The sequence below is a fragment of the Bacillus sp. JJ1474 genome, from assembly GCF_036965225.1.
Taxonomy (GTDB): Bacteria; Bacillota; Bacilli; order Bacillales; family Cytobacillaceae; genus Cytobacillus.
Genome location: NZ_JBALPC010000008.1, coordinates 28,052 through 42,789 on the forward strand (window position 1 = coordinate 28,052; position 14,738 = coordinate 42,789).

Consider the following 14,738-nt stretch of genomic DNA (forward strand, 5'->3'; position numbering starts at 1 on the left):
AAGAAAGTGCCTCAAACGGTAGTCATGAGAGGTTCATGGAACGCGTTTTGAAAAGAAAGTGCCTCAAATGGAAGCCATACAGGGTTCATAGGAAGCGTTTTGGTATATCCGCATAAAAAACCCGCACCATGAAGTTTTCATAGCACTCGTTTTGGTAAAATCGCATGGAAAGGCCTCACCATAAAGGGTTAGAAGAATTTGTTCATTGCTATCGTTCTCAAATGAAGAAATGGTGCATAGACAAGAAGGGAGGAGGGACAATGTACCTGTCCCTCTGTTCCACCAACCGCCCCATCTATAAGACACCTGCCCCTTCCTTAACACCAAGCGGATTTAGGGCATTCGTACTATTCACATAAACAAACGCATCATATCGTTCCGACATCCTTGACGGCACATAATTCCCATAATGTTCATTCACCGGACTATAAACCACGCCAATTGCACGATGACCAATCGTTTGATTAAATAAATGCCTATTCTCATCATTAAACAAGATTATTTTATCCTTCGGCCCAGCTTTGTACATCAGATCTTCCCAGCTCCCATCTTTAGCGGGAGGAGTCATCATTTTTTTAAAATGATCACCCCAGCGATGAGCGGCAATCACGGAACCGCGATGTGTGCCAAAGCCAACAATAAAGATGTTTTCCTCGCCTACTTGTTCTCTTAGTAGCTGCCCAACGTTCACCATTCCTGCATCCGCCATATATGTGGCTCGGGCATCGCCCACATGAGTATTATGCTCCCAGACGATTCCCTTTGCCTGATTTCCGAAGAAAGCCATAATTCGATTCAGAACCTCAACCATATGGCGGTCTCGGATGTTCCACGATTCATTGTCATGGACTATCATCGTCCGGTAATAATTCTCCGCATTTGCCGTGATGAGGGCATTGACCTCGAGATTTAATCCACTTTCTTCATGATCTGAATAAGTATTTCTTTTTGAAGAGATTTCGGTTAACAGCTTTATGACTTCCTCCCGACAGTCTTCTCCGTAAAAGGCGGCCGATAAGCCATATTTTTCGGGCTGTCGATTGAATGGCTCGAAGCAGGCAAAAGTCTCTCGGGTAGCTTCAATATCTGAGGAGTTCGTTTCCTCTAAAAACTTCATTATTTCATCCATCGATTCCCAAAGGCTGTACAGGTCAATCCCGTAAAAGCCGACTTGTTTACCCCGAGGTTGCTTTCGATTATAGTCCCTTAGCCATTCGATCAGCTCAATCATTTCCTCATTCGCCCACATCCAAGTCGGCCAACGGTTAAACGATTGCAAAACGTCTCTAGCACGGGAATATGTGTTGTCCCAGCCTTTAATATACTCGTTAACCTGCTGACAGGCCGGCCAGTCGCCCTCAACAGCAATAAAGGTAAATCCCTTTTCCACAATGAGTCTCTTTGTAAGCTCAGCTCGAATTTTATAAAACTCTGACGTTCCATGTGACGATTCGCCCAGCAGGACATACTTTTCACCGTTAATTCTTTTTATAAGAACGTCTAAATCCCCTAGTTCATTAAATGGACGTGCATGCTCTTGAATGGCTTGAATTAATTGTTCGTTCATTTTCATCCCTCGATATCTGTTGACTAATTATTAGGATATTGTTTCCTAAAAGTTAAGATCTATTACGGTGGAGGGTAGGGTGATGAAGGTTGAAAAGATCTAATCAAACGTTTGATTAGTAGGAATAACAGGAAAAATGTCTAATCAAACGTTTGAATATTAGGGAGGCGAAATAACCTTTTGGTAAAAGTTTAATTAAACGATTGATTAATATGTAGCCGAAAAATCAAAAGTACACCGCAAGCTTATTTGCATTTTTTTATAGGGAAGAGGGGACAGGGGCCTATCTGACCCCCAAAAAACCCCATCTGAAGAGATGGGGGTATACTGCATTATGGTTTACTGAAAATTCACCTTCAAAGTAACTTCCAATCTCTGTGCTGGATCCGAATTCGATACGCTCACAGGCAATTTAAAGAATTCACTCCAAAGAGTTGTAGTGCCAGGCTTTTTGTAACCTTCAAAATTAAACGGACGAACATCCCATTTTAAGTCGACTTGATGTTCCTGATTCGCAGAGTCTACGATTGTTGCCTTTTTTGGCAATGCTGCTAGAAAATCGTTGTAAGAAATATTTGCAGGAACTGTCAGGTCCTCTAAAGGTTTGATTTCTTTTAATGTTAGTTCAGATTTTAAAACAATTTTCACATAGTTAGATAGTCCATTTGTTCTTTTTGAAATGACAAATGGATTAGTGTCTGCATGATAAATAGTTTCTTTATATACATCGCCAATCTGAATTTCCTTCACACTTACGCCAGCTGGTGCATCGAAATGAATCGTGTATTCGCCAACTGGGATCTCGCTCATTTTGTAAACATGACTTTGGTTCGAAGGTGTTGTTCCAACTGTATATTCTCTTCTAGTCTGTTTGTTTTTTAGTTTAAAATTTGTGATGTTTGTAAAATCAATGAAGTTTGTGGAAGAGGTACTATCTTTATACAAAGTGATTTGGGCAGTACTTTTTTCTGCATTCGGATCTTCCGGCTCTGGTTCAGGCTCGCCTGGCTCTTCCTCATCATCAATCTGAGTTGCGACCACTTCTAATTTAATATTCCCCGTCATCCCTTGGAACGCAATGTCATTGTCCCCATGTGGCCATTCGGCAAAAATTTTAAAGCTCTCTACATCTGCTTCTGGTTTAAATTCCGTTTGGTAATTGATATCTGTCCAATCGCCGTTCATATTTCTTTGCAGTGTCAGTTTAATTGGTGTCGTGCCATCTGCAGGGAATAAATTGCCGCTTGGATTTAAATTCACTTTATATTGTACGGGTACTTCTGTATTGTTTTTGTTAATGCTGAAGCTATACACTTCGACTGGTTTCATTCCTGGATATAGCTTTCCATCTAAATTAAACTGTGCATCTCCGATGGTTGTCCCTTCTGAGTTCACAGCTTCAACCTCGAAGCTAGCCGCGGTCGCAGTGTTGTTATCACTTGTAAAGCTTTTGGAGAAATAAGCAACTGTCCCCATAACGGCAATCGCTACAAAAATGACTGCAATTAAACTTATTCCAATCTTCTTCTTCACTCGTTCATCTCTCCTTTGATAATAGGTAATGTTTGATATTTGCCAAACTAGCTATTTAAGAGATTCACCTCCCTATTAGGCGTTTTTTTTTATAAAAACCATAGGAATCTCAAGCTTTTATTTCGCTTTTCGGTGTTTTTCTATTGGTTGAAAAGAAATTTTGACTAATGCCTATGGCTATACAAACGAGGAAAATGGCTGCGATGATGATTAAACCAGGGGGACTTTTAATGAAATCTGTTAGGTAGCCAACATTTGGTATATGGAAGCGTACGGATCCGATTACTTGTTCGGCTGAAACTAAGCCTTCATCCGCCATATTGTTGGCATCTCCTTGCGTTTGAAAAAAGACTTTCCCATCCTGATTGACTAAATCTATGATTCTATGAGTCACAAAAGTGTTTTCGTTATTACGGTATGTAATGATCTCATCTACTTTTAGTTTTTCAGGATCTACGGCTTTAACTGCTACTAAATCACCAGGTTCTAATTTTGGTTCCATGCTTCCTGTCAATACGGTCATTACCTTAAAACCAAGGATAGATGGCAAATAATTAGGATTCTGTTTTGATTGATAGAGAGAATAGATTGAGGAAAGACTAAGAAGAATTAAGATTGCTAGAAAAATATTGCCAGTCCAGCTTAAAATTTTTTTTGTCATGAGTACACCGCCTTTATAAGAAATGCCTTTTGTTCTTTTTATAGAACAACTAAATTTATTATAATTCGTTATACGGAATATTTCAAGACTATTTGTTCTTAATTAGAAACGATCATTCGATAAAAAAGGATTTGCCCATCATGATGAACAAATCCTTTACCTATTTATTGCTTCACAGTAATCGTTGTACCGGATTTAAGCGTATTAAATGCTTCATCTCTAATTGTTGTTTTGGCAGCTGTTTGAATGGTGAGGCTGTCACCTTCAAAGGTCGTTTCTTTTTCTGGAAGAATGATTAGTTCTTTTTGATTGGCCCCTATTGTAATCGAGTAGTTTTCTAAGGGAATTTGCTTTTTATCTAAAATAATAATGAAATCCGAATGGCTGTTTTCTAAGTAAATAGATTCAGAGAAGGTAAGGTAAATCTTGTTATCATTTTTTTTGACGGCTCCGGTCAAGACGGGTTCCGTATTATCGCCCAGAGTGATTGTGGCTGTATAAGGATTCATCGTGTTGCCGGATAAATCTTTTATGCCGCTTGCTGTAATGTTGTATTTGGTTGTAGAAGGGATCGTGCCTTCCGGAAATGTTATAGTGACTTCCTGAAGATCATTGCTTATAGTTAACACAGAATGAACGGGAATCGGCCTGCCATTCAACAGGTAATTTGCTGCAGAAGTGGCTGACTGTGCTTGGACACGTTCATTAAATGACGCCTTGAATTGTCCATTTGCAGATGTTTCAAAAAAAGTAACCTCTGGCTTATCTTGATCGAACTTTTTCGTAATAGAAGTAGTAAAGGCGCGATTGTTATTTTGGGAAATTGTATTGTCCTTAACCGCTCCTTCTGCGACTGAAATGGTTAGGAGTCCGTCTGAAAGGCCATTTGCATCCAAGATCATTTTGTTATCTACGTTTGATCTGACTGTTGCCTGTACGGATTTATTGTTTTGGTCGGTTACTTTAATTTTGCTGGCAGTTGGAAGCCCAGATTTTAACGTTTTATTAAAAGTGAGATGAATTTCATTTTTATTTTTATCATAAGCAGCTTGAACAAATTGCGGCGGTGATAAATCCTTGTTGATGGTAATCGTTCGGTCATATGTCTTTCCGGTGTTATCTTCCAGATCCTTATAGCCTTTAACCGAGATGTTTAATCTAGCAGATATTTCGTTTGTTCCATAAACAGATGCAGGCAATTCAATGTCAAATTTAGTTTTGCTGCCGTCTGAAATATCTTTTACAGAAGCAGTTTTAATCGTTGTGTTGCCTTTTTTGATAATGAGATGGCTGGACGCTGTGAAACTGGATAGTGTTTCGGTAAATTCAATGGTGAATGTTTTTTCGTCTTTTACTTGTAGAGATTTCACTTCTGGAGGTGTGGTGTCGGCTGCTGGGTTATATAGGAAAGTGCTTCTATAGGTGTCCATTGTATTTGGGGTATTGATCACTAAATCTCTTGCGCCAGTTACGACTATTGAATAGGAGCGCCCTTTTCGCAGGCTGATCCGGTCAAGCTCAGATTTAGGGACCACGATCGTGTCTGTATCACTGTTCAGCTGATTGTATTTAACTGCTTTGCCGTCAATTGTAATCGCAATAGGTGAATTAAAGGCAATTAGCTCGGAAAAAGTTACCTCAACATTCCCGTTAGATTGGGTTTTGACTGTCGTGATGGTTGGTTTGATTTTGTCAGAGAATGTAAAAGTGGTGACATAGTCGTTCTGCCCTAAAGACTCGTAGTTGACTGTTTGGATATTTTTCTTCACTGTTACCGTGTAAGAAGAATTAGGATAGAGCGGTTCGTGCAATTCGATAACGGCTGTCTTTTTATCAGCAGAGAGGTTGACGCTTTTAATCGCTCTGCCAGATACAAAGTAGTTAGACAAATTTTCGGCTCCGTTTGATCCTGTGCCAGCTAACATCGCTTTGCTGAATACAACCTTAATCCGCTTTGGCTCGGCAGCACTGACTTTATCGACTTTTGGGGTGAACGTTGCAGAGATGGAATTAAGGCGATCGGTTAATGTTTTTTTAATAACTGAATTGCTGACATATGGCAAGTATGTTCGAGCTTCACTGAGATGAGTTTCTGCTTTTGAAAAATTGCCGCTTGCTATAGATCTTTGGGCTAAATCAAGTTCAATTTTAACCGTAACCGCATATATCGCGCTGTCCCGCACTTTCTCAGCAGACTGCTTGTAGTGGGAGCGGATCAGGTCACGTGTTGACTTTCCATAAACACGGTCTAACATAATGGCTTGCTTGCGGATTTCTCTTGAAAGCTCGTGATAGGCCAATTCCGTTTGATCATTAATCAGGTTTAAGTTTAGTTGATGGGTTAATGCCTGCTGCTTGGCCTTAATTTTTTCCCCGGCTGTAATAGCATCAATATAATACATCGTTCGGTTAATGTGGAGTTTGACATGTTCGTCAAGCTCAGCTAAATACCGATTTTTTTGTGCTGTCGGTAATGTGTTCGCAGCTTTGACTGCTTGATCATAGGCCGCTTTTGCGTTATTATAGGCAACCCATGGCCGGGTTTTCCCATCTGCGCTTCCTTCAATCGAAATCGCCCATTTTAAAATTGTCCCCGCATCCCTTGCCGCCTTCACGAGCTTTTCCACTTCGCTAACGGATGCTGCCTCAGCTGGGTTTGTTGTGATTATTGCAGAAACAGCTAATATAGAAGCGCTCCCTGTATAAATTATTTTCTTTTTCTTCATTCATTTGCCTCCTTTAGTGCTGGTTAATGTAAATATATTCCCATTTTAAAAGATTATTAATGATAGATAAATAGATAAAAAGGCATGAGAGTTGGCAATGGGGAAGGGCAATTAGATGCTATTTTGTGAGAGTGCGGGGGATGTTTTTATGAATTGGCTGAAAATCACCATAATTGGCGACAAAGTGATTAATTGGCTGACAAATAGCATTGATTGGCTGATAAACCTCCATATTTGGCTGATAAAGTGCTAAAATTGGCTGATAAACCATTCAATTCGGCTGACAAACTCATTTTTAACAATAAATCAGACTGCTGCCCCCTTAAAATCAGGTGAAAATGGTGAAATAACTTGAATATTTCCTTTATAATTTACTAGGAGTATATAAAATTGAATGAAAGAAGGTATTCCTATGAGTGAAAGGGCGAAAATTTCACAAAAAACGGCTATTTTACTAGAACGTGCACGGAGATTTGGTGTAGCTGATGATGTGTTGCTTGCCAGTAAGGTAAAAGGAGATCCCACTCCGTTAAAAGTTGCCGAGGAACAATATTATCAATATGATGATTTTTTTACCTATGCGGAAAATCATGGTGAGGATTTAGAGTCAGCTATAAAAAATGGCTACCTAATGAAGTTTAATACAAATGGCGGCATCCAGACCTGGCTAAAAGAGCGATTTGGCTTAGAGGCCGAACGCGATTATCTCTTTAGTCCCGGAAAATTTACTCAATTGAAACTGTCCATTGAACAGGCCAAAATTCTACTCAACGTATTAGCAGGCAATTGGGTCATGCTGATATCTTCCGATGGGAGTGAATATGTGGCGGAGGACTATGATTTTGCTGATGGGATTGAAAATGTGATAAATGCTAGTTTAGTGATACGATCCGAATTTTAGTAAATGACTTGTTTTGGGGCCTGTCGAGGAAGTCGGTTTATCCTGACTTTCTCGACAGGCTCATTTTTGGATCTCGCTAGTGCTTTGTTTCCACATGAAATTTTGGAAACAACTCACCATTTGACGCCACTTTCTAATTACTACTATTAAAAAAACCGCCCCCATCAGGACGGTTAGTACACTGGAATTTTCGGCATGGCCACCCAATGGCCATCTGATACCTCAACAAGCTCCGATGTGCTTAATTGATATTTATCATCATCTGTTTGCTCTTCCATCAAGACTCTCTTTTTCTGTCTTTCGATTTTCGGATCGGGAATCGGAATGGCAGAGAGCAGGGACTTTGTATAGGCGTGCTGCGGATTGGAGTAGAGCTCCTCACTTTCGGCTAGCTCGACAATTTTTCCCCGATACATGACAGCGACACGGTCACTAATATGTTTGACCATTGAAAGATCATGGGCAATAAATAAATAGGTTAAGCCAAGTCGATGCTGTAAATCTTCTAACAAGGTGACTACTTGTGATTGAATCGAAACATCTAGTGCTGATAGCGGCTCATCACATACGATGAATTTCGGCTCTACAGCTAAGGCACGGGCAATGCCGATCCGCTGACGCTGACCGCCTGAAAATTCATGTGGATAGCGCAAGGCGTGTGATGGTTCCAGTCCAACCATATCAAGCAGTTCTTCCACTCTTTTCTTCCGTGCCTCTTTACTAGGTGACAGTTTATGAATATCCAGTGCCTGCCCAATAATATCTAGAACCTTAAAGCGTGGATTCAGTGATGCATAAGGATCCTGGAAAATCATTTGCATATGCCGGCGCATAGTTTTCATTTCGTTTTGGGTAAGCCGATTAACTGGAATCCCTTGGTATAACACCTCGCCGCCAGTAGGCTCATGAAGCCGCAAAATCGCTCGGCCTGTTGTAGACTTGCCAGATCCAGACTCTCCTACAAGCCCTAATGTTTCGCCCGGTTTAATCTGAAAGCTAATATTATCTACTGCTTTCAGAACATTTCCCTTGCCTAGATCAAAGTATTGCTTAAGGCCATGGACTTCTAATAATGATTTACTAGAATCAATGCCAGGCAAGATGAGAGGGGCAGGCTTTGGTTTCTTTTTCTCATTAAGTTTGGGCAGTGCATTTAGCAGTTTAAGCGTATAAGGATGCTTTGGCGATTCAAAGATTTCCTCAGTCGTTCCGGTCTCTACAATTTCCCCGTTTTTCATGACGACAACCCGATCACACATACCCGCAACGACACCAAGATCATGGGTAATTAAGATGATCGATGTGCCAAATCGTTCTTGCATATTTTTCATCAGGTTTAAGATTTGAGCCTGAATGGTCACATCAAGTGCAGTTGTCGGTTCATCTGCAATTAGAAGCGTTGGACGGCAGGCGAGTGCAATCGCAATCATGACCCTTTGCCGCATTCCTCCTGAAAATTCATGGGGATACTGATTATAACGCGTTTCACTGTCGCGAATGCCGACTAATTTTAATAATTCTATTGCTTGATTCTTCGCTTCTTTTTTCGATAATTTTTGATGTTTGATTAGACTTTCCGCTATTTGTTTTCCGATACGGATGGTTGGGTTTAGGGAAGTCATAGGGTCCTGGAAAATCATACTAATGTCGCGACCGCGAATATGTTCCATTTCCTTTTCCGTTTTGTTCGCAAGATTTTCCCCTTGAAAAAGAATTTCGCCGTCTTTCATAAAAGAGGGAGGAGAGGGGAGCAGTCGCATAATGGACCTTGCAGTCACACTTTTCCCGCTTCCAGATTCCCCTACAATCCCTAAAGTCTCTCCTTTTCTGACTTCAAAGCTCACACCTCGCACTGCTTCAAACTCATGATCTCGGGACATGAAGGATACTCGTAGGTTGTTTATCTTCAATATTTGTTCCACACTTCACACCTGCCCATATTCAACGTTTTTAAATTGCTTATTTATATACATGAATGTTTTTAGTTTGATAATTAATTTTGTTGGCGATCAAACCGCCTTTACATACCTAATCTCTCTTGTTTTCGTCCTGAATAAAATCCGTTCGCATGCATAAGGCTGGTAATCAACAATAAACTCTACTATAGCCAGTAAAATAGATATATTCTGCCAAGCAGCCACATATTCTAGTAAGAATAACTATTTTTGCATAATAACTACATATTGACTTTAATATTAGAATTAAAATATACTATACTGGTCGGAATAATGCAATATACGAGGAAGGAGGAAATCTCCATGGAAGTTATCAAGGGTGCTGATGCGAATAAATTAAGGAAAAGCTTAAGTTTTTCAGAAACCTTAAGCCAATCTTACAAGAAAATGCAGCCACATCCTGCCTATAAATGGCTTATATATATTCTGGGCCTTCCGGTGCATCTCATTGTTTTTATTATTTACCTTAACAACAGAAAACGAGATACATATTCCTCTCTGTTTAAGGAAAAAGAGAACCAACTTGCTGAGTCCGGGCTAAGGGAACAGTTAAAGCAACAATATAGGGACCAAATATTACGGAAACAAGCGTTTTTCGGACAAAAGCAAGAGGAAGCCAAAACGCATCAGCTTGCGGCAATTTGGGCTGAAGAACAGTTTCAAAAAATAGTGGCTGAAAGAACAGCTGAGCTCTTAGAACAGCAAGGGCATGAAAGATTAACTTATGAATCTATTTTTCATTCGCTCATCAAACATCCGCTGTTTCTATTATTAACGTTTTTACCCGGATTGCCTATGTATCTTTTAATTTTCATACATAGCAACCCTTATTTGAAATATATATTTGAAAGATTGGTCATGAGTATATTCGTTATTGTAGGTGTTGCGTTTTTCGTATTTAGTATTTTGTATATTTCACCTTTCGATCCGGCAGCTAATATACTCGGGGAAACGGCTACAAAGGAACAGATTGCAGCCTTTAATCAGATTTACGGTCTTGATCAACCTTATCTGACACAATTATGGAATGCCATGAAAGGGATTTTCACCTTTGATTTAGGAGCCTCCTATTCTGGTAATGAAGAGGTTGCTGCAAGTATTGCTAGAAAGTTCCCAATCACGTTAACGCTCACACTCATAGCCTTAATCATGGCGATTGTTATTTCGATTCCGATCGGAATTATTTCAGCAACAAGGCCAAATTCTTTCTTTGATTATACGTTTATGTTTATTGCTCTTATCGGATTATCAATCCCTAACTTTTGGCAAGGGCTTATCTTTATCTTAAATTTCTCGATTAAATTACAATGGCTGCCAGCCACCTTCAATCCGCAAAACTGGCTATCCATTATTATGCCTGCAGTTGTTCTAGGAACGGGCTTAACTGCCTCAATCGCTAGGATGACCCGCTCGGCCACACTTGAAGTAATTAATGAAGATTATATTATTACAGCGAAAGCCAAGGGACTAAATAAACGCCAAGTATTATGGAAGCATGCGGTGGGCAATGCGATGATTCCTGTTATTACGGTTATTGGCCTCATGTTTGGCGGCATGCTTGGTGGAGCGGCTGTTACAGAAAAGGTATTTAATATTAGCGGAATTGGAAGCTATATTGTTGATAAGCAATTTATACCTGATATCCCGAGTATTATGGGTGGAGTTGTCTACATTGCGATTACCATTTCTTTAATTAATTTATTGATCGATATTCTGTATGCGTTTTTTGACCCGCGGATCCGTTCAAAAATGAAACAATATTAAAGCAGGTGTATAGAAGATGTCTACTCATATGAGGGAAAATGAAAGCTATTTTAAGCAGCACGCACTAAAAACTTCACCAGAATACAGGCAGGCAAGCTTTACATCGATCACATCGCTTGCCTTGACCATTATTTTTCTATATAGCAGCTTTAATTTTTCTGTAAATACCATTAAGCCATTTGTGTTTGGTGTTTTTATCGCATATGCGCTGTTTACGCTTGTACAAATCGTCATTACGTTGAAAATTAAGCAAGATCTTAAAAAGTCTGGCGAAATACGAAAGTCAACTAGAGTTCTAGGATACTTTCAGCTATTAAGTATTTTAACAGCAAATGTATTCGTGGCGACTTTTGCCTTTCAGCTAATTAAAAGAGAAAAATCACCCGAATATATATTTGCTGTTTACATGCTACTCACTCAATTTTTCATTATTGCCGTGTCAGCACTGAATCTTTTCAAGCCTTATGTCTCTGATACCTTTCTGCCATCAATGGGCTTCCTAATTATTACGGCGGTATTCTATTTGGCAGTCCTTATTTTTACTGCAAAGGATCAAGGAGGCAGTGGCAAGGAAAAATGGAAGTTCTTTTTGGGTATACCTTTAGTATTGACTGCTATTACTGGCAACCTTTTTGCACTAGTAATAGGCATTCATTTTATAAAAGAAAAATGGAGAAACAATGAAATTAGTATAGGTAAGTGGTATAAAATTTGGGAGAAAATTTCAACGAATACGACCTCTATGCTAGGATTGTTTTTTATCATCTTTATTTTTTCGATTTCCATCTGCAGTTATTTGACCTTTGATTATAGCATGGCAGTGGATAACGATTATAGTGCTATTCTGCAGGCTCCGAGTCTTACTTATCCGCTTGGAACAGACAATTTTGGCAGGGATTTATTTTCTCGAATTGTTTTCGGGGCAAGGATTTCTCTCATTGTTGGGGTATTATCGACCGCGATTCCATTTTTGATTGGAGGATTCTTAGGAGCGATTTCTGGCTATTATGGAAACCGCACGGACAATATTATTATGCGCTTGCTTGATATATTGTACGCGATTCCAGGTATATTACTGGCGATTGTTATTATTGCCGCTTTTGGTTCTAACGCTATGACCCTTGTGATTGCCCTTAGTGTCGGGTCCATTCCAACGTACGCGAGAACGATGCGTGCCAACGTTCTGATGGTTTCAAACTATGAATATGTTGAATCTGCGCGTGCACTCGGATCTAGCAATCTATCAATTATTTTTAAGCATGTGGTTCCTAATTCACTTGCCCCTATGATTGTGAAATCTACACTAACTATTGGCGGTGCGGTTATTGCCACAAGCAGCTTAAGCTATCTGGGCCTAGGTGTCGAGCCGCATATTCCGGAATGGGGAAACATATTGAAAATTGGCAGTACCTATCTTGAATCCCATTCGTATTTAGCCATCTATCCGGGGCTGGCTATTATTGCTCTCGTTTTATCCTTTAACTTTTTGGGAGATGGGCTTAGGGATGCTCTTGACCCGAAGCTTGATTAATATAATTAAATTTTAGGAGGAAAGATTATGAAAAAAATGATTCCACTACTCCTTGCCTTCGTCTTAATGCTGGCAGGATGTGTGAAAACTAAATCAGATGTTAATGAAAAAGCTGGATCTGATTCTAAAGCTGGCGGTACTGCTAGCGAGCAAGTTGAAATCGAATTACTTGGAATGAGTAGCGGGGAGGAAGATCTAAATATTCTCCGTGACCAGCTTGTTAAAAATGGATTTAAAGTAAAACTAAATATTCAACCTGACTATGGCAGCTTTAAAGCTCAACAAGATGCAGGTAACTATGATGCAGCATTATCTAGCTGGACAACTGTAACAGGAAATCCAGATTACGCTGTCCGTTCACTATTTAAAACAGGCGGAGATTATAGCATCCTAGCTGATTCTGAAATTGATGACCTAATTGATAAAGCAAGCACGCAAACTCCTGAGGAATATGCAGAAACGTATAAGCAATTGGAACAGAGTCTAGTATTTGACAAGGCTTATATTGCACCATTGTACATTTCTTTAAAATCACAGGCAGTAAACAAAGACGTATTAAAGCCTGAATCTGTTAGACTTTCTAAATCTCGTGCACTTGCATGGGAGCCGATTGATTTTATTGATGAATCAAAACGTGCAACAGAACCGCTTATTTTGTCTCAGACTATGTCGACTTTAACATCACTTGACCCAATCAAGGGAAATGATGGTTCCATCAATCAGATTAATACAAATATGTATGTTCGTTTAATTAACTTAACAGATGATGACAAAATTACATCTGACGGCTCACTTTCTCTTAACCATAGTATTGCAGAAGGTAATGAAGAGTATTATTTCATCTTAAGAGATGATATTAATTTTGCGAAAATCACTGATAAAAAAGCAGTTGATACAGGCGAACGTGTTGGTGCAGACGATGTTATTTTCTCTTTAGACCGTGCGAAAAATAAAGATTCCGTGCCTGATCACCGCACATACAGCTTGCACGAGCATATTAAGGATGTTGAAGTTGTAACTGATTTAAATGCACTTGATCAAGTGAAACAATCTAGCGGCAGCGACTCTGTCAAAGCAGCTCTTGAAAATGGCTTAGATACTAAAATTACTGAACTCGTTGCAGATAAAACACAAGCGAACAATAAAGAAGGTAAATATCAAGTTGTAAAAGTAACAACAACAGAACCTTTCCCGCAAGTGCTTAACTATTTAGCACACCAATCAGCTGGGATCGTTTCTAAAAAGCAAGTCGAAAGCATTAACACTTACGACGTAGCAACCTTTGATGTAAACAAGGATATTCCGTATGGAGACCAAAACACAGTAACAGAAGGCGACAAATACAACAACACTTTATACACAAGCGGCCCATACATCCTTTCACACAAGAACGATTATGAAGCCATTTTCTACAAAAACCCTGGCTACATGAAAGGAACAGAGCACGAGCCAAAGATTGCTAATATTAAACTTCGCTTCATCAAAGATATAGATAGTTCTCTATCTGCCTTACGTAACGGCGAAACTTACGTATTATACGGCATTCCTGAAAACAAACAAGAAACCGTTGAGAGCGACAGCAAGTTAAAACTTCAAAGTATGGAAAGCAACGGTGTATCTTACCTGCTTTTCAACACAGCTAATCGAGATGTGGCCAAGAGTGAAGACTTAAGAAAAGCCATTCTACACTCCATTAACCAAGATGAAATTCTTAGCTACTACCATGGCAAGAAGGTCAAAGCTGTATCCACAGTAAGCCCGCTTGTCAAAACTGGACTCGAGCTGAAAGCAGATCCTGCTAAAGTGAAAGAATTCCTTGAAAAATATCAGTCTAGTAAATAATGCATAGAGAAAAACGGATGGGTGCGTGGGCGCCGATCCGTTTTTTTTTTGTGCTGTGATGCGATTAATTGAGGAACAAAAGGAAATTGGCTGATAAACCCCATGATTTGACTGATAAATGGCGTTAATTGGCTGATAAACCATCCAATTTGGCTGACAAAGTGTTTTTTGACATTAAATGAGATTGTGAAAGGCTACAATGTTTCTGTTTTTTTAGTTAATGAATGGTTTCCTGTATAATCTAAGTTAATATTTGCA

At 39.5% G+C, this 14,738-nt stretch carries 9 protein-coding genes; 4 read left to right on the forward strand and 5 right to left on the reverse strand.

Annotated elements, in window-relative coordinates; translation table 11 throughout:
* Window positions 1-295: 295 nt before the first annotated feature.
* The 4 genes from V7164_RS01285 to V7164_RS01300 form a co-directional block, all read right to left on the reverse strand.
* Window positions 296-1,567 (reverse strand): erythromycin esterase family protein, encoded by a 1,272-nt coding sequence (locus V7164_RS01285; RefSeq protein ID WP_335353258.1) that lies wholly within the window; start codon window positions 1,565-1,567, stop codon window positions 296-298.
* 339 nt (window positions 1,568-1,906) lie between these two features.
* Window positions 1,907-3,100: a hypothetical protein gene (locus V7164_RS01290; protein WP_335345212.1), complete on the reverse strand. Its 1,194-nt coding sequence runs from the start codon at window positions 3,098-3,100 to the stop codon at window positions 1,907-1,909.
* A 109-nt stretch (window positions 3,101-3,209) separates the two neighbouring features.
* Complete coding sequence (locus V7164_RS01295; RefSeq protein ID WP_335353259.1) at window positions 3,210-3,761, reverse strand: signal peptidase I; 552 nt, start codon at window positions 3,759-3,761, stop codon at window positions 3,210-3,212.
* A gap of 164 nt (window positions 3,762-3,925) precedes the next feature.
* The gene (locus V7164_RS01300) at window positions 3,926-6,487 is read right to left on the reverse strand and encodes an Ig-like domain-containing protein (RefSeq protein ID WP_335353260.1); all 2,562 of its coding nucleotides are present in this window, start codon (window positions 6,485-6,487) and stop codon (window positions 3,926-3,928) included.
* A 394-nt stretch (window positions 6,488-6,881) separates the two neighbouring features.
* On the opposite strand from V7164_RS01300, the gene V7164_RS01305 reads away from it, so the two are divergent.
* Window positions 6,882-7,388 (forward strand): hypothetical protein, encoded by a 507-nt coding sequence (locus V7164_RS01305; protein ID WP_335345208.1) that lies wholly within the window; start codon window positions 6,882-6,884, stop codon window positions 7,386-7,388.
* A 173-nt stretch (window positions 7,389-7,561) separates the two neighbouring features.
* Here V7164_RS01305 and V7164_RS01310 read toward each other — a convergent pair whose 3' ends face one another.
* A complete protein-coding gene (locus tag V7164_RS01310; RefSeq protein WP_438824696.1) occupies window positions 7,562-9,268 on the reverse strand; it encodes an ABC transporter ATP-binding protein in 1,707 nt (568 codons plus the stop codon).
* A gap of 462 nt (window positions 9,269-9,730) precedes the next feature.
* On the opposite strand from V7164_RS01310, the gene V7164_RS01315 reads away from it, so the two are divergent.
* From V7164_RS01315 to V7164_RS01325, 3 genes are read left to right on the forward strand one after another with little or no spacing between them, the layout of a single operon-like run.
* A complete protein-coding gene (locus V7164_RS01315; RefSeq protein ID WP_438824697.1) occupies window positions 9,731-11,107 on the forward strand; it encodes an ABC transporter permease in 1,377 nt (458 codons plus the stop codon).
* 16 nt (window positions 11,108-11,123) lie between these two features.
* Window positions 11,124-12,638 carry an ABC transporter permease gene (locus V7164_RS01320; protein WP_335353262.1) on the forward strand — a complete coding sequence of 505 codons (1,515 nt, stop codon included), beginning with the start codon at window positions 11,124-11,126 and terminating at the stop codon, window positions 12,636-12,638.
* 27 nt (window positions 12,639-12,665) lie between these two features.
* A complete protein-coding gene (locus tag V7164_RS01325) occupies window positions 12,666-14,480 on the forward strand; it encodes an ABC transporter substrate-binding protein (RefSeq protein ID WP_335345204.1) in 1,815 nt (604 codons plus the stop codon).
* Window positions 14,481-14,738: the final 258 nt, after the last annotated feature.